Raw genomic sequence first — 16695 nt, 5'->3', positions numbered from 1 at the left:
TGAGAATGCCGTCCGGTGTTGAGCCGGACGGCATTTTCTTTGATTGGGAAGGACTCAAGCGCAGATCGGGTTGCCTTGTTTTCCGCTCTTGGTGGTACGCGTCGTGCCGGACTTTTTCACCGGTGTCATCTTGGTGATGGCGGCGCGTCGTGGTGCCGGTTTCTTCGTTGCAGGAGACTGGGCGGATGATGTCTTTACGGTGCCGGATCGTTTGGGTTTGCGCACCCCTTGAGGTGCGGCAATGCTCAAGCGCAGGTCGAGTGCACCGAGTAAGCGAAGGACGGTGCCCAGCCTGGGCTCCGCACCCGGCTTGAGGGTCTTGTAGAGGCTTTCACGGCCCAAGCCTGCCTTGCCGGCCACCTCCGCGATACCCTGCGCGCGGATGACGTCATTGAGCGCGGCCATCAGGAAGTCAGGATCGTTTTCTTCCAGCGCAGTCTGGAGATAGGCGGCCATGTTTTCTTTGCTGTCGAGATAGTTGGCAGGATCAAAGGTAGAAATGTGCAGATCCTTGTTGCTGAGTTTTCGGCTGGCCATGGTGATTCCCTTGTGATCCCGGTCAATGTCATGATTTCTTCAATTGATGCCACAACTCCCTCGCAGCGACGATGTCCCGCGCCTGCGGATCCTTCAGGTGGGTCAGCCACGACTGGAACTTGCCTGTTTCCTTGATGATGTACATGGGGAGCGATGGAAGCATTGTATGCGATATCGCTCAGGATTGTATCCATTTGGATACAATGGACCCGAATCACTTTCTTTTATTGCGTTCAATATCGTGAATTGACGAGCCCTCCTGTATGCGATGGAATGACTCATGTGCGGAAGATGAATGGCGTTGAAGGCATCCTGAAAGGTCAGAACAAATCGATTTCCCCACCCACCGGCTTGGCCTGCAGCCTGGACGCATATTCACGCTCGCGGCTGGCCAGATCGGCGCCGGCCTCCTTGATCTTCTTGACCAGCACCTTGCCCGTGCGCGGGAAGAAATGCACCTTGCGCGGCCAGATGTCGTTGAGGTCTTCGGCCACCACGCGGATCTTCTCGGCCGAGAGGTAATTCTTGACGAAGGCGGCATTGCGTTCGCCTACGTTCATGGCGTTCATGCCGCGCAAAACCGCACCGCCGCCGAAGACCTTGCATTCCAGGTTCTCGCGCCGGGCACCGGCCTTGATGACGTCGTTGATCAGCACTTCCATCGCATAGGTGCCATAGCGCATCGAGGCCGAGACCGGGCTGTCGGCTTCGCCGCCGCCATCGGGCAGCATGAAGTGGTTCATTCCGCCCACGCCGGTCACGCGGTCACGCAGGCAGGCCGAGACGCACGAACCCAGCACGGTGACGATCATCATGTCCTGGCCCGTGTAGAAGTACTCTCCCGGCAGGATCTTGGCGGTATCGCAGTTGAAGGCCCGGTCGTGGTACAGATAGGAAGCAAAATTTTCCGGCTTGTTGATGACGGTCTGCATACGGGCCCCTGATGGCTGTTGTGCCCATCCCGATGAGGGATGGTGAGTGTTATTGGTTCTTGCATTGTCAGGCAGGCACGGTCCGGCCGATATCGGGGATTTCCCGAGGCCCTAGAACAGGCTTGCGGCCCCGCGTTAATGAGGGATATCCGCAATCCCTCTTCACTCCCATGCCGTGATACGCTTCGCCCCCTCAACATGACCCCATCCCGGTCCGCTCTGACGGAGACGATTTGTACAGGCATTCCCCAAATGCCGGAGACAGGCATCGGACAGGCAGTTGAACCCGGCAGGCACGGCCCGGCAAGCTCTGGCCCGTGTGCCGTGGCCCCGCGCGGCCATGCCCGGCTGGCGTTGCACGCGCTTGCGACGCCCATGACGCATCCATCCATTCCTGCCCTCCACGGCGGGCGCAGGGTCTTGCGCCATGCGCCGGTTGTCCGACTCCCCGCCCTGGCGCAGGGGAGGCAGCCCTCTCTCATCACAAACGGATTAGACAATGTTGAAAAAATCCCTCCTGGCTTTGCTGGGACTCGTAGTCGCGCTGGTCACCACGCCGGCATCGCAGGCGGCTGACGTCAAGAAGGTCGACGTGCTGCTGGTCGGCGGCGGCATCATGAGCACCACCCTGGCGGTCTGGCTCAATGAGCTGGAACCGGGCTGGACGATGGAAATGGTCGAGCGCCTCGACGGCGTGGCCGAGGAAAGCTCCAACGGCTGGAATAACGCCGGTACCGGCCATTCGGCCCTGGCCGAACTGAACTACACCCCCGAAGACAAGGACGGCAAGATCCAGATCGCCAAGGCCATCGAGATCAACGAAGCCTTCCAGATCTCGCGCCAGTTCTGGTCCTGGCAGGTCAAGAACGGCGTGCTGAAGAACCCGCGCTCCTTCATCAACTCGACCCCGCACATGAGCTTCATCTGGGGCGATGACAACGTGGCCTACCTGAAGAAGCGCTACGAAGCCCTGCAGGCCAGCCCGCTGTTTGCCGGCATGCAGTATTCGGAAGACCACGAGCAGATTAGGAAGTGGGTACCGCTGATGATGGAAGGGCGCGACCCCAACCAGAAGCTGGCCGCCACCTGGAGCCCGCTGGGCACCGACGTCAACTTCGGCGAGATCACGCGCCAGTTCGCCGCCTATCTGCAGAGTCGTCCGAACTTCGCGCTGAAGCTGTCCAGCGAAGTGCGCGAGATCACCCGCAATGCCGATGGCACCTGGCGCATCACCTACAAGAACCTCAAGGATGGCAGCACCACCGAGACCGATGCCAGGTTCGTCTTCATCGGCGCCGGTGGCGGTGCACTGAAGCTGCTGCAGAAGTCTGGCATCCCCGAGGCGCGTGATTACGCAGCCTTCCCGGTGGGCGGCTCCTTCCTCATCACCGACAACCCGGACGTCGCCCAGCGCCACCTGGCCAAGGCCTATGGCAAGGCCTCCGTGGGCGCACCGCCGATGTCGGTGCCGCATCTGGATACCCGTGTGCTCGATGGCAAGCGCGTGATCCTGTTTGGCCCCTTCGCCACTTTCTCGACCAAGTTCCTGAAGCAGGGCTCGCTGTGGGACCTGTTCTCGGCCACCACCACCCACAACGCCTGGCCGATGGCCCGTGTCGGTATCGATGAATACCCGCTGGTGGAATACCTGGCCGGCCAGCTGATGCTGTCCGACGACCAGCGCTTTGCGGCGCTGAAGGAATATTTCCCCAATGCGAAGAAGGAAGACTGGCGCCTGTGGCAAGCCGGCCAGCGCGTGCAGATCATCAAGCGCGACGAGGCCAAGGGTGGTGTCCTGAAACTGGGCACCGAGATCGTGGCCTCGGCCGATGGCAGCATCGCCGGCCTGCTCGGCGCTTCGCCGGGCGCTTCGACGGCCGCGCCCATCATGCTGACGGTGTTGCAGAAGGTCTTCAAGGACAAGCTGGCCACCCCCGAATGGCAGCAGAAGGTGCGCCAGATCGTGCCCAGCTACGGCATCAAGCTCAACGACCATCCGGACCAGGTTGCCAAGGAATGGGCCTATACCGCCGAAGTGCTGCAACTGATGCCGCCCCCGGTGATCGCTCCCAAGGCCGCTGGCCACGGCGCTGGCAGCATGGACAAGCCCAAGGCCAATGCATCGGCCGATATGGCGCTCTGATGGCGGGTTGCCTGTTTTTCAGGCGACCGGGATATGAAATTCTGTTAGAAAAATCAGGAAACTGAAAAATGGGTAGCCCGGTTCGTACCGGCTACCCATTTTTCATGAGGCGCTGCTGGCCGTGCAAGGCAGCGGCAGCTTCAGCAGGGCCGGCCAGCTGCGGTCCCAGTCGCTCTCATGGGCCATGCCCGGCACGATCATCAGGGCGGCACAGCGGCCCGTGCGGGCGACGAAGCTGCGTGTGACGGCAGGGATGATCACGGCATCCTCGGCACCGCTCACATGCAGTTGCGGGATGCGTGCCACCTGTGGCGCGAAGTCGATGGCATTGAGCGAGCCGGGCATCTGCGAGACCTGATGCCAGTCATTGACGGCCACGTGATCCAGATTGCCGGCCACGGTGCGGATAGCGCTCACATCCTTGCGCTGCGCCGCCAGCAGAACGGCGATGGTGCCTCCCCCCGAATACCCCACCAGCTCCAGACGCGCGGGCTGCAGCCGTGCGATGTAGCGGTTGATGGCTTCATTCATGGCGCTGACCACTTCGGGCGAATAGCGCAGGCCGCTCCAGTACGCTGGCTGGCAGGCCGGATTGCGTTCCATCGGTGTGAACTGGCAGGGCCGTGCCAGGTACACCACGTCGCCGCCGTCGCTGGCGGCCAGGCGCAGGCCCATGGCCATGTGCGGTGTGGGATCGGGCGAGAGCTGGGTCCGCGTGATCCAGGCACGGCCGTCGCCTTCCAGATAGATGCGCAGCAGCGGGGCCTTGGGCCTGGCGTGGACGTAGGCCGTCAGCACGAAGGGACCGCCGCGCACTTCTTCGCGTTGCAGGCCGGAGGGGGCGGCCAGGGTGTCGGCGCGTTTTACCAGGTTGCTGGCGCAGCCTGTGAGGAGGGTGAGGCTGGCCAGGACGGCGGGAAGGAGTCGGTGAAGGAGAGAGGAGCGCATCGCGCGATTGTCGCTTGAGTCAAATCGGCTCGCAAGCGTCACGCTGGTTGGCGGCTGGCTCAGTTATCAGCTGACGTGATGGCAGCGTTGATTCGGGCTTTGGAAAATGATGACAGCAGATGTGCTGCTTGAGGTGCGCTGGTTTCACCGGGTCATGGCACCGGAACCAGGAATGTGGCGCAGAAACGAAAAACGCCAACCCGAAGGTTGGCGTTTTCTATAACTTGGTGGCCCGGGGCGGAATCGAACCACCGACACAAGGATTTTCACTCCGATACTCTATTTCCTATCGGCAACGCCGTAAAAATACCCTGAATTACAGATATGCCCACTAGTCTTCACCTGACGTTTCCAGAAACGTAAAGCCCCGAATTTTACTCGGGGCTTTTTTGGTAAGTACTCTGGTGGCATATAGCAGAGCGGTTAAAACACAAAAATGCACATGTCGCGAGTAAGAAAATATTTTTCAAAATTCAAGCCACATCAGCAGCAGTAGCCCTTTCGGATATCGACCAAGCAGGTGAAAAAACAGCGCGGTCGAGCGCTATCGCCGATTCCTGTCCGAAGATTGCAACATTGGTTTCGCCAGAAAAATGCCAGCTAGTCTTGTCCATATTCGCAGAACCAATAATGTTCATCACACCATCGACGCACAAGTACTTCGCATGATTAGCCCCCATGTTGGCCACGTTGCCCTCTGGTGTAGGAGCTTCGTCAGGGAGTTTCGGGTTGCGGAAGTAACGTACGTCTAAATTCTCTGGATTGCCACTACGCTTACGTAGATTAGCTATGGCCTCATCGTTAGTGCCACCGGCAATGATGTTTCCAACCCTCTCATCATTAAAGCCTTTCGAAATCACTATTTGAACCGAAACGCCTCGTTTCAGCGCCTTAGCCAGCGCTGAAATTACCGAAGGTGTATTCAAATTTGGAGTCATTATCTGTATGGACTGCTGAGCGTTATTAATTGCGGCAAGAAATGCCTGATTTTGAGGCGTGTCATTCCCCGCATTTAGCAAATTCCAATTAGGCCGCCTAGTAACAACTGCCATCTTGAAGCCAGCGTCTGAAGATGTCGCAGGAAAATCGACAGGAGCAGCAAGGGACTCCAATGCAGAGGTTTCTTGATCGGGATTGACGCTTGCATTCCAGTTCGTAACGAAATCCTCTCTTAGACTAATAGAAACGGGTCCAGAAAAGGTCACTCCAAAATCATAAGCAGGGCTATCACTGGAATAGCCCCTTGAATCTCAGGACACGAAGACTCTCTTAAAATAGAGGATAGTCTTATGACCAGTTTTACGACTAGGCAAACCGTGGAGCACATCGAGATTCTGACCGAGCCGGAGCGTCGCAGAAGACGCACGCCCCAAGAAAAAATAGCCATCGTCCAGGAGACCTTGGCTCCTGGAGCTTCCGTATCAGCCGTTGCCAGGCGACACGGGGTGAACGCGAACCAGGTGTTTGGTTGGCGCAAGCAGTACCAGGAAGGCAGTCTGACCGCCGTCAAGGCTGGCGAGACGGTAGTCCCGGCCTCGGAGCTGGCCGCGGCCATCAAGGAAATCAAAGAACTGCAGCGGCTGTTGGGCAAGAAGACCATGGAGAACGAGATTCTGCGCGAGGCCGTCGAATGGGGCCGGTCAAAAAACCTGATTGCGCGCTCGCCCTTGCTGCCGGAGGACGACCAATGAAAGTGGTCTGTGACGTTCTCGGTGTGGCGCGCTCTGCAGTGGCAGTAAAACGAGCCCGGAGCCCGGAATGGCGAGATGGCCGTAGTGCTCGCAAAGTCGGCGACAGCGGCTTGCTCGAAGAGATTGAGCTGTATGTCGCGAGCTTGCCGAGCTATGGCTATCGCCGCATCTGGGCTTTGCTGCGACGTAGCCGGGAATCTCTGGGGCAAGCGTGCGTGAACCATAAGCGGGTCTATCGCGTCATGCGAGAGCACGCGTTGCTGCTGCGCCGACCTGGTGTGAGACGCGACAATCGACGCCACGATGGTCGCGTAGCGGTCAAGCAAAGTAATGCGCGCTGGTGTTCGGACGGCTTCGAATTCCGTTGTGATGACGGGGCTGCATTGAGAGTGACGTTTGCACTGGATTGTTGTGACCGTGAAGCCATCAGCTGGGCGGCCACTACCGGTGGGCATAGCGGGGATGTCGTGCGCGACGTGATGCTGGCCGCCGTGGAGCAGAGGTTTGGAAGCACGCAGACTCCACAGGTGATTGAATGGCTCAGCGACAACGGCTCGGCCTACATCGACCATCGCACACGCAGCTTCGCTCGCGAGCTGGGATTGGAGCCCTTGACCACGCCCGTGCGCTCGCCACAGAGTAACGGCATGGCGGAGCGGTTCGTAAAAACGATGAAGCATGATTACATCGCCTTCATGGACAAGCCCGATGTGCCTACGGCGCTCACGCATCTGGCCTCTGCCTTCGAGCAATACAATGAGCGCCATCCGCACAAGGCCCTGAAATACCGCTCGCCTCGCGAGTTCAGACGGGCTGCAGCATCAGTAACTTAACGATGTCTGAGTGTCCTGAATTGCGGGGGCAACTACAATCACCATGATTTCGGGACTGAACATTCGCACCTGTCACGGCAGATTTCCTACCGTCCACAACAACACTCTTGGCATGTAATGAGTTTGAAGAGCTATGTTGATGAACGCGTACTTGAAAATCAGCGGCTTCTATAAGCTTGGAATACTTGTGGTCTAAAGATGACTTGTAGTTTCCTACAATCGCATCAGGCGTAGACGCCCAACGTTTGCTGGGGCCACGCTTCTTATTCGCGGAGGTCATCTTCATGAACTTTTCCGCAAATCCAGTTCCTTCGTTAATAAGAATACAGACACGTAGTTTCTTCTGCGCAGTCGGTTCGGATGCGGATATTCTGTGCCGAGCATCGATAGCCTCAAGCAAACCATCTAGTATTGCTTTCGCTCCCGGCGAACTTGGCTCCCAAGCAAACGTCTGAATGAGGACTTCTTCTCTCGCAGAGCTAGCGAGCTTAGCTTGGCTGGCGAAAATCTCGTCTCCAGTTAGATCTATACTCTCGATCTTTTTATTTTCGGTAACCATCAACGACTTGGGAACGGTGCCATTTTGAGCGTAGAAGAGCGCCTTGCTCAATATGGAAGACTCTAGCTCACTAATACGCTGTAGAGAAAAGGAAGTGACCGATGTACTTTGACCACTTTCTAGGACACCCCCAGATGAAGTTCCTGCCAATGCCTTTTCAGATGGCCAGCACGAGGAGAATTTCTTGAGCATCGAAACGACATTTTCACTTTTCAAGCGAGCGGGTTTCGTGGAATCTTGCGATTGAACGCGAGGCGGCGAGTCTGATTGCTCGCTTGGGAGATCTAAGGTCTCTATCGAAGTTTGGGGGGGAGAGCTGTTGCCGATACGCATAATAAGCCTCTGTGAGAGAGCAGAAATTTATATGCTTGTGTAGCAACTCGCGTCAGCAAGTTCCAAATCGGAGCGATTGAGAATGCCTACTTGTTGGCGCTGAAATCCTCACCTGACTTTCAAGAAGCGCGATGCCCCGAATTTTCATCGGGGCATTTTGTTTATTTTTGAAAACGCATACTGCTTAAAGTCAAAAGCAAGTGAGTATGTTGCAGTGAATCACATTTCACTACGGCGAGGAAGCAAATCCTGCTCAACGAGCCTTATTTCAATGGAGGTAGCCACCTTGATGTGCTCCTCATTTTGAACCGAAAAGGGCTCGTCCAAGATACTAACGACGATAGTCCCTTTTTGCTTCCCGGTGCTATCTGCAACGGGAATCAACTCTTGTTGCTTTTACAAACCTTCCCCCTTGCGGCAAAAGCCTTATGCGCCGTCTATTCGATCATCGGGCGAAGAACTCAGGAAAACGGCGGCAGGCGGTGGAGTCGAAACGACCGAAACCGCCGGTCTTACGGAGGGCTCCGAATCTAGGAACCCGGTCAGCTTTAACACCACCTCGAAGGCGCGATCATGGAACAACCAGAACTGCCCCTGCTGCATTTCCCGTATCAACCGTACTTTGCGCGTTTCAAGCGCACACGCAAGGCGCTAGCTCCTTCCAACTTTGTCCCGCCGTGGAAGCAACTGCGACTGACGCTGTATGTCCGCAATCTGATGCGGAAGGGCGCGGCCTTCATCTGGACACGCCCGGATGGCCGTCAATTCTTCTGCAAGACCATGCGCCAACTGGTGGCGCGGATCATGGACTACGATGGCTATATCCTGCATACGATTTTCCAGTACAAGAACGGGCGTTTGATCCGCACCTGATTTAGAGGCGTGACACCTGAAGGACAAGAAGAATTTCCGTCTTGCTGTTCTGGCCGGTATTGGAACGCATCCAATCAGGCAGGAACGAGAAGCCAATGCGGCCGGAGCTTTCCCGGTTCTCCGCAAGACCACCGATGATGACGACATCACCGTCAGCGACCGATAAGGACGTACTGACTTCGCGTTTGGTCAGCGTGGGCGAATTGTTGACGCCGGTTTGCGTGACGATGAAGTTTGATAGCTGCTGGCCGACCGTCAAATCCACTACTGACTCCCGCACAATCGGTTTCAGATCGAAAATAACGCCCGAACTGCGATACTCGACCGACTGCACCGGAGCGCTTCCATTTCCGGGATAGCTGATTGCGCCCAGCACAGGCACATCCTGACCTACAGCGAAGCGACCAGCGGCACCAGAGCGCACACGTAATGACGGCGCGGATATCGTCTTGAAGCGGCTGTCACTAGAGAGCGCTGCAAAGACGGCATCAATGGATGCATTCTTGATTCGCACGAAACCATCAAGCGTGGAAGGTGTAGAGACGCCAGCAGAGACAGTGCCGCCGAGTAGATGCAGCGCGAGAGAAAACGCCGAGCCTTCAGCCCCATTGGAAGCGACCTCAAACACCTGGCCGCGTACCATCACTTCGCCTTGCCGTGTATCCAGTTGCGCAAGCAGTCCGGACAACTTCTTGATATCTGTTTCCGTCCCATTGAATACCAGCGCATCAGGATCAGTATCGAGCAGTGAAGCGGCAGATCCTGCAGGAGCAGGCATTTTCGATTGGCCGGTGGCTGCATCTGCCGTGATCGCTTGCGGCGCGCCGTGAACAGAACGTGTAGAGGTGAATTCACCTTTCGGGAAGAGGCCCCGCAATAGCTCTACCAGATACGTCACATCCCGATACTTGGGTCGATACACGAAAGGTTCTTTATCCGGCTCCACCTCTTTCACAATCCCGACGATATCAACGCCGTTCACCGTGCGCACTGATAATCCGAGTAGACCCATGAAGCGAGAGACTTCAGAGCGAGCAGAAACGCCCGTGCCAAATCGGAATGAGACGAGCCGCTCATCGGCTACGACTTCAGGCTGTATCAGGTAGGGCGTTTTGAGAATCTGCGTATACATCGCTTCAACCGCTTCCGCCACGCGCACCCGAGAGAACTCCATTGCGCTATCAGACTGTGGAGGCACACCATCCGGCAGCGGCATAGACAAGGGCATCAGAGGCAGCAGCGGGCCAGTCGGAGCAGCGACCGCGAGCACGCTGTACGCCATCAGTAACGCAGTAATTACGCACTTCATTTCTTCCCCTCGATATGAACTGGATGAATGACTGCGCCGGAATAGCGCGTCACTTTGGCACCATCAATTTCCCCAATGGTTTGCGGTCCCATCTGGACGAACATTGAAGGGGATTCATACCGTAAACGGCCCGCCTCATCCGCGATGACGACATAGCTTGTCGTGCCAAAACGCGCCGTCCCTACAATGCGCCACGCATCGGAAAATGCAGGCTTCGCGGACTGTGCGGCAGATTGCTTTGCGTTGTTAGCGTTCGCGTCTTGCTTCCCTGCCTGAGTTGATTCGGCGACGGGCTTGGGATGAAAAAAGCGGTTGATGCTGCACAGCCCAACCACCAAGGCCACCAGCAGAACCCCGGCTGTCATCCAGATCTTTTTACGCGCCAGCATGTTTTGGCGCTTATCCACATTGACTATTTTCCCGTCTGCGCCACCCTTAAATGAGGAATACAGAGGGAAGATATCTTTACGGTACTTGCGCAGCTCAACACTGATTCGCGCTGCCTTGCTCTGCTTATTCCCCTCGAAAATCGACACGCTGTAATGCGTGGGCATGCCTAGAGATATTTTCTTGTGCGTGCGAATGTGGAACGCCACCACGTTCTTTACGAAGCGATTCAGCGTAGACATGTCCTGAATCATCAGGACCAAATCGCAGGCCACTCCCGTTTGCTCATTGGTGAAATGCCGATGCTCAAGGAAGAAGCTCTTATGCTCCTGCAAGAGATTCGCACCAGTGGCAGGCCAGAATCGCCACGCCTCATCGATGCAGACCAAATCCCCAGGCTGAACGATGGTATCGGTATGCGCACCTTTCTTGTCGTCGTAATAGGGAAAGAAATTGGCGAGCGCGACATCACCATTTGTCACATGGACCACCTCGCCTAGTTGCTCAGGAACTGGCTTGTATGTCTTTCCAATGTAGGCGCGGATCTTGTCTCCATCGATCCCGTCCACATTGGTTACGACGCGCCGCCCTTTGGCGATCGCCGGGACGATGACTTCCGCCACCACCTCATAACTTTTTCCGGAGCCCATCAGGCCGGTATAGACATTGATGCCCATGATTAGCCAATCAACGGGATGCGGCGAATCGTGAAGCGCGTCACGTAGGCCGAGAGCAGAAGCGGTATCCCGGCCTTGATATTGAATAGGTTCAGGAAATACCAGACCGCATTAGGAATGCCGCCAAAGGCATTCGTGAGTTGATCGCCAGTCGGAAGGAATTGCACGATGACAGCCATAAATTCAGTCGTCACAAAGAACAGTGCAAAGAACACGACGAATTTAACAATAATCGACCGCAGAACGAATGCAAGGACGGCATTGAGCGCAGACAGAACGATGCCAAACATGACTTGTTCCCCTTATGAGCGAAGGACAATGAACAGCGCTAGGAGCGCATAGACCACGGCCATTGCCGCATAGAGGGAAGACCTCGATTGCTCCAGGAGCGGACAGTGATCCTTCAACGCGATATCTTTGCCGAAAACCGGAACAGTCCAAGTCGGGCATTGCACATCCACACTAGGGACAACGAAGGATTTCAGTGTCGGAAAGATATTGCGCGTGGGCGCAATAATTTGCGTGGCCGTTGGAATGGGCTCCAAGGAGGGAGCGCCAATGCCGGGATCAGGTCCGAGGTTTTCCAGCGGCTGAATGCTGGGATTGCTGCCTGTATTCGGTGCCGAACTGGACGGATCAACGGAAGATTGCGGAGTGCTGGAAGTAGGTAATCCAAACGGCGACGAGCTAGCCGGCGAACTAGAAACGGGGCCAGTACTCGGAATCGGATTGGTCACATTGCCGGTGCCCGGATCTACCGGTGTGGCTTGCTGAGGTGTTGCGAAGTCTCCTACGGTCGGCCAGTAATCGGGATGCGAGGACTGCCAATTGGAGACATCGCCGGTTGTGATCGGATTGGAGGCGTCATACGGCAGACCATCGTAGCCGGACGAACCTGCAGCGCTTCGCCACGCTGCATTGGCGATATCGGCAATGGGTTGAGTTGGCAAAGGCGCTGCCAGATCAGAGGAGGACAGTGACTTGGCCGCGTCAGCAGCGCTCATCGAAGGGGCAGCAGCTAACTCTTTGAAATTGGAAGCGGGACAGACGCCGTTTGAGGCCGTGAGCTTGATGCCGGGACAGAGCGTTTTATTGTTGGACGATTTCTGAGGTGCGCCCAGCGAGCCATTATCTTCTGTGTAGGAGCCGCCCGTATCTGAAACAACGGTGCGTATCAGGTGGCAGAAACCGTCTGAGTTCAAGACAGCGCGTTGCGTACCGTGTCCACCGGAAATCGTGAAGTCAGAATACGATGCGCCTAAACAAGCAGTGGCCGGAGAAGTCGCCACTGCATTAGAAAAAATATAAATCGTATCCGGAGGTGCAAGGCCCGCAGGCGTATTGATCGAGCTAGGGTTATCGCCAACTTGCACACTTCCGTTTTTGCCGTAGTACCACTTTGCCCCGAGATAGCCGATAGCCCAACCAACGGCACCAGCCACTGCAAGCGCTCCGATAACAATAGCGCCGACCGTCCCCCAAGCTACCAGCGTGCTAGAGGCGGCAGCAGCGCCACCGGCAGCAGCTTGGGCTTGCGTCGCCTTCACAACAGCATCCGTGAGCGGATAAGACGAACGTACCAACGTATTTGCCAAGCGGGGATCAGATGCGGAAATACCGTTGGATACGGCTTTTGCTTGAATTACACCGGCCAGCGCATTCTGTACTTTCGAGACCGGCACATTAGCGCTATGCGCACCCAACCAAACGTTCCACAGCGCTACGAGCAAGAGGAAATGAGCGCGCTTCATTTTGAAACCTCAAGGCCGACGACCACAGCCCAAGCGCAAACCATGCCCCACGCGAATGCAATCAGATACCACCAGTTCGAGTAATTCACGCCTTCCCCCTTTTCGTATGGACGAAAAAAAGGACGATGCAGCGCTACATCGTCCCTGATTACAGCTTGGCGAACCTTAGGCCGACTTCAGGAACGCCATCACCAGCTTGGCCGCTTTCACGGTCACATGCACCACGGCCAGCACCGCACCGATGGCCAGAACGCCGGTCACGATGTCACCGGACGAGACAGCACCGGTGATCGAACTCAGATCCACCGTGGTGCCAGCAGCATGAGCGGGCACAGCAGCGACTGCCGCCACACCAGCAGCGGCGACGGCTGCACCCTTCTTGAACTTGGAGAGCACTTGCATGGTTTTACCCCTATAAAACGCCGGAAACGTCCGGCAGCGCTTGCCCGAGATAGGCAAATCTTTAGCAGAAAGCGCGGAAGATCAACACGAAGTCCAGCACCCACAGAGCGGCGACGCCTGCCGCCAATAGTCCTGTTATTGCACCTGTTGACATCACCCCTCCCGAATCATTTGAAGTACTGCGCCAATGCAACGCCCGATCAGGAAACACGCCATCACCAAGGAGAAACCGGCAGTCCAGACACCAGCCACTGACGATGCATCCGGCGTATCCAGCGTTGTTTCCAGCAACCCGACCTGTAGCGCCGATGTACCGCCGTCGCACGAGAGCTTGCCGTCTACTGACACGGTAGGTGCGGCATCTTGCGAGCAGTACAGGACGTACTTAGGCATCGGATTTATCGTTACGCGTAACGGAAATTAGGAAATCGAACTTGCGCCGCTGGCGAAACTCGCGCTGACGTTGTGCATTCGTTTTAGGTGCGAGCTTCGGCGGGCGGCCACGGCGGGGACTACTAAACAGATCCGCCGTGAATTTATCCGCCGCCTGTTTCATGGTCAGGCTGGCACGGCGGCAGAAGCAGCAGGCTTGGCTTGCGGGCGTGCAGCACCACCGCCATGCGGATGAAGTGCAGTGATGCGAGGAACAACGAGGCGCTCAAAGCTCACATCGAGTTGGAATTCTGCGAGGTACTTACCGGGAATCGTGTCCTTCAGCGAATCAGGTAACAGCAGTTCGCCAACTTTCGCGCCGTTGTCGCCGCCAGTGACCACGCATTGAGCCCGGTACATCTTCCAGGGATTGCCGGTCTTGCGGCTGACGCCGGAGGACTCTTGGACGGAGACGATTTCAATCAGGTGCTTGTTATCGATTGCAGACATGGTTTTTCCTTTGAACAGTTTTGGACCCACGCAGGGCGAATGAACGGCGGGAGAACGCATGTGCCATAATGCGTTCCAAATGAGTTATAAAACTTTTGAGTTTGCAACTCAATCGAGTCATAACGCAGGGCAAGTATAACTCAAACGAGTTTTATCGACGCGTGATAACGCGGCTTTGCCGTTGAATTTATTTAATTGATTTTGTGATTTTGATAGGAGAGGGTGCCATGACATTGCAAGACGCAATTAACAAGGCAATCAAAGACCGCACGCTTTATCGCGTGGCAAAAGACTGGGATATGAGCTACACCACGCTGCATCAGTATGTGAAGAAGGGGCGTACGCCAGATGCGGAGACCGCGTTGAGAATTGCAGATGAGGCCGGAATCGACCGTGGAGATATGCTCGTCCTCATGGCGGAGGCCGAGAAAGCAAAAAAGGCAGCGACGCCGATCAGCGCTGCTGCCTCTTCCGAGAAATCTTGGTGGCCCGGGGCGGAATCGAACCACCGACACAAGGATTTTCAATCATCCGAAAATTCTTTTAAAAACATATAGTTATTAATATTTCGCTCTACCAAACGTTATATTCGGCGACTCGCAAAACCTTTCTGCACCGCAAGCTCTGCAAAATTGTAGAATAAGATTCCACATGGAAATCTTGAGGGGCACTATGGGCGTAAAGATGTCGCATGCTAGGGACGCGGGTGGTAACGAGGTCGCATTGGATCAGGCGCAATTCAATCCACGTGCCCTTTATCGATGCGCAAAATGTGCATCTGAAGTTGTCTATAACGCGGGGTCGAATCCCGAGAGGAACGGACGGCGAGTGATCGTTCCTCATTACTTCAAGCTTAAGAAAAATGTAGTGCACGAGGACACTTGCACTTTCAATGTCCTAGGGCAAGTGAAAACTATTGCTGCCGCTGAATCAACCCCGGAGTTCATCGGACAATTCGAAGATGGCGTATTTGAGCTTCGATTGCTGCTTCCCGAAAATCCCAAGAAAAAAGACGTTGGAAATACAAAGCAGTCTGGTGAAGATGAGGTAAAAGCTGGGCGTCCAGGTGGAGAAAAGAAATATGTGAGTGCCGGACGTCTCAATTCTTATCTGAACACCGCTGCACGCGTTATGAAGTTGAGAGCATTTTGTGAAGAGCATTCAGAAATCGAAGACCATCTCATTCTGAAGTTCGGTACGACGCAGATTTTTTGGAAAGACTTCTTTTTTGAGGTAGACGACTACAAACGCTTGTATCGACTTTTGGGAAAAATGACTCATCCCTATCCTGTTGCTGTCTCAGGAAAAATAGATAAGATAACGCGGCGAGAGTCGAAGTACGAAAAAGGTTCAGCCTATTGGCTCGTGTCGTTAGATCAAGCGTACGAAGAGCCCGATGAGAATGGAGTGGTCAATAAAACTTCGATGGCGATTACTGTCTATGATGAACGCCTTTTAGCGCATTTCAAAGAAGACGACGATGTCGTGGTGTTTGGCGAGTGGGGAAGGAGAGATGTGACGAAGCAGCCTAATAAGAAGGCTGATTCAAAGGTTAAATTCTGGGAAAACTTACCGCTAAATTTTCATCTAACTCATCAAAAGCAAATCATCGTGATTTGATTGTTTCGTTGAGAATCCTAGAAAAAAAAGGCCTAAATTATTTAGGCCTTTTTCATTTTTGGAAGATGGAAACTGTTTTCAGAGTGCCTCTTCATTATATGGATATAGCGTTTTATTGGCTTCCATCGCCGTTCTGAAAGACTGTTTTTTCTTCCTTCGCTTGCAGCATCAGCGCATTGAAATTCTTTTGAGCGGTATCTTCGATTATCCATGGATATGCCTTCAGCGATTTCGCAAAGCTGTATACGGCTTGGGGCAGTCCACTTATCTCCAGTTGGTGCTTTTCTCTTTCCACGCGGACCTTCGTCATTGCAGCCGAGTATCTGCCTTCTGGATCATGCTCTCCCTTCAAAACATGATGGGCATTATGAATGTGCCTTTCAGCAGCCTTTGATATCGAGTCATGTGATTCGGAATTGTCTGGCTCTTTTTCTTCGAAGTATTTCAGCATTAGCTCGCGCGTAACTTGTGCTGCTGCAATTTTACTGCTCAGGTAAGGACCTATGTTGCAGCCAAGGTCTTTGCTATCCGGTCTGAGCAGACCGAGTTCGGGCACGTCCTGACCAGTTACTAGCCACACTGCGTACTGTGGCCATGCCGTTCCCACAGCTTCGATCATGTCCGGGTTCGGCCGTTGGCGACCGTAATAAAAGCTTTTCCAATTGTCCGCTGGAATGCCCGTCATGGCCTCTAGCTGCCCAAATTTTCCACGTTTGTCGGTCTGAACATCAATCAGCAATTTCATGCGATCTGACAGCTTGTCGGTAAATGTTTCCATTCTGCAATCCCTTTCATTTCATTGAGTAATTCTATCGTCT

Annotated in this window: 17 protein-coding genes; 5 read left to right on the top strand and 12 right to left on the bottom strand. The window is 55.0% G+C overall.

Annotation, left to right across the window (positions count from 1 at the left end; all coding sequences use genetic code 11):
• Window positions 1-54: 54 nt before the first annotated feature.
• Both AACH55_RS22035 and cheD read right to left on the bottom strand, forming a co-directional pair.
• Window positions 55-537 carry an addiction module antidote protein gene (locus AACH55_RS22035; protein WP_338716785.1) on the bottom strand — a complete coding sequence of 161 codons (483 nt, stop codon included), beginning with the start codon at window positions 535-537 and terminating at the stop codon, window positions 55-57.
• A gap of 320 nt (window positions 538-857) precedes the next feature.
• Entirely contained in the window at window positions 858-1469 is a 612-nt protein-coding gene (gene cheD / locus AACH55_RS22030) for a chemoreceptor glutamine deamidase CheD (RefSeq protein ID WP_338716784.1), read from the bottom strand.
• A 499-nt stretch (window positions 1470-1968) separates the two neighbouring features.
• Here cheD and mqo point away from each other — a divergent pair, with 499 nt between their 5' ends.
• Window positions 1969-3612, top strand: a complete 1644-nt coding sequence (mqo, locus tag AACH55_RS22025) for a malate dehydrogenase (quinone) (protein WP_338716783.1) — start codon at window positions 1969-1971, stop codon at window positions 3610-3612.
• Between the two features lie 102 nt (window positions 3613-3714).
• On the opposite strand, the gene AACH55_RS22020 is transcribed toward mqo, so the two are convergent.
• Entirely contained in the window at window positions 3715-4560 is an 846-nt protein-coding gene (locus AACH55_RS22020; RefSeq protein ID WP_338716782.1) for an alpha/beta hydrolase, read from the bottom strand.
• Between the two features lie 473 nt (window positions 4561-5033).
• The gene (locus AACH55_RS22015; RefSeq protein WP_338716781.1) at window positions 5034-5765 is read right to left on the bottom strand and encodes a phosphatidylserine/phosphatidylglycerophosphate/cardiolipin synthase family protein; all 732 of its coding nucleotides are present in this window, start codon (window positions 5763-5765) and stop codon (window positions 5034-5036) included.
• A gap of 84 nt (window positions 5766-5849) precedes the next feature.
• Between AACH55_RS22015 and AACH55_RS22010 the strand changes: the two genes are divergently transcribed.
• Window positions 5850-7084 (top strand): IS3 family transposase gene (locus AACH55_RS22010; protein WP_338715475.1). Its coding sequence is split into 2 segments (ribosomal slippage): window positions 5850-6210 and window positions 6210-7084, totalling 1236 coding nucleotides; the frame shifts between segments, so codons are not numbered across the junction.
• Here AACH55_RS22010 and AACH55_RS22005 read toward each other — a convergent pair.
• Window positions 7056-7835, bottom strand: a complete 780-nt coding sequence (locus AACH55_RS22005) for a hypothetical protein (RefSeq protein ID WP_338716780.1) — start codon at window positions 7833-7835, stop codon at window positions 7056-7058. The two genes, AACH55_RS22010 and AACH55_RS22005, sit on opposite strands and share 29 nt — an antisense overlap.
• Before the next feature lie 714 nt (window positions 7836-8549).
• Between AACH55_RS22005 and AACH55_RS22000 the strand changes: the two genes are divergently transcribed.
• A complete protein-coding gene (locus tag AACH55_RS22000; RefSeq protein WP_338716779.1) occupies window positions 8550-8849 on the top strand; it encodes a hypothetical protein in 300 nt (99 codons plus the stop codon).
• Window position 8850: 1 nt separating this feature from the next.
• On the opposite strand, the gene AACH55_RS21995 is transcribed toward AACH55_RS22000, so the two are convergent.
• The 6 genes from AACH55_RS21995 to AACH55_RS21970 form a co-directional block, all read right to left on the bottom strand.
• On the bottom strand, window positions 8851-10158 hold the full coding sequence (locus tag AACH55_RS21995; RefSeq protein ID WP_338716778.1) for a type II secretory pathway, component PulD: 1308 nt from the start codon (window positions 10156-10158) through the stop codon (window positions 8851-8853).
• Window positions 10155-11222 carry a zonular occludens toxin domain-containing protein gene (locus AACH55_RS21990; protein ID WP_338716777.1) on the bottom strand — a complete coding sequence of 356 codons (1068 nt, stop codon included), beginning with the start codon at window positions 11220-11222 and terminating at the stop codon, window positions 10155-10157. Before AACH55_RS21990 ends, AACH55_RS21995 begins: the two co-directional genes overlap by 4 nt.
• A 2-nt stretch (window positions 11223-11224) precedes the next feature.
• Entirely contained in the window at window positions 11225-11512 is a 288-nt protein-coding gene (locus AACH55_RS21985; RefSeq protein ID WP_017453338.1) for a DUF2523 family protein, read from the bottom strand.
• Window positions 11513-11524: 12 nt separating this feature from the next.
• Window positions 11525-12973: a hypothetical protein gene (locus AACH55_RS21980; RefSeq protein ID WP_338716776.1), complete on the bottom strand. Its 1449-nt coding sequence runs from the start codon at window positions 12971-12973 to the stop codon at window positions 11525-11527.
• A gap of 165 nt (window positions 12974-13138) precedes the next feature.
• The gene (locus tag AACH55_RS21975; RefSeq protein ID WP_061790620.1) at window positions 13139-13375 is read right to left on the bottom strand and encodes a hypothetical protein; all 237 of its coding nucleotides are present in this window, start codon (window positions 13373-13375) and stop codon (window positions 13139-13141) included.
• Window positions 13376-13933: 558 nt separating this feature from the next.
• Window positions 13934-14257, bottom strand: a complete 324-nt coding sequence (locus tag AACH55_RS21970; RefSeq protein WP_061790570.1) for a hypothetical protein — start codon at window positions 14255-14257, stop codon at window positions 13934-13936.
• Window positions 14258-14484: 227 nt separating this feature from the next.
• Here AACH55_RS21970 and AACH55_RS21965 point away from each other — a divergent pair, with 227 nt between their 5' ends.
• Both AACH55_RS21965 and AACH55_RS21960 read left to right on the top strand, forming a co-directional pair.
• On the top strand, window positions 14485-14814 hold the full coding sequence (locus tag AACH55_RS21965) for a hypothetical protein (RefSeq protein ID WP_338716775.1): 330 nt from the start codon (window positions 14485-14487) through the stop codon (window positions 14812-14814).
• Between the two features lie 94 nt (window positions 14815-14908).
• The gene (locus AACH55_RS21960) at window positions 14909-15877 is read left to right on the top strand and encodes a hypothetical protein (RefSeq protein WP_338716774.1); all 969 of its coding nucleotides are present in this window, start codon (window positions 14909-14911) and stop codon (window positions 15875-15877) included.
• A gap of 112 nt (window positions 15878-15989) precedes the next feature.
• On the opposite strand, the gene AACH55_RS21955 is transcribed toward AACH55_RS21960, so the two are convergent.
• Entirely contained in the window at window positions 15990-16655 is a 666-nt protein-coding gene (locus AACH55_RS21955) for a hypothetical protein (protein WP_338716772.1), read from the bottom strand.
• Window positions 16656-16695: the final 40 nt, after the last annotated feature.

The organism is Herbaspirillum sp. DW155 (genome assembly GCF_037076565.1).
GTDB lineage: Bacteria > Pseudomonadota > Gammaproteobacteria > Burkholderiales > Burkholderiaceae_D > Herbaspirillum.
This window is presented reverse-complemented; position numbering and strand designations above follow the sequence as displayed.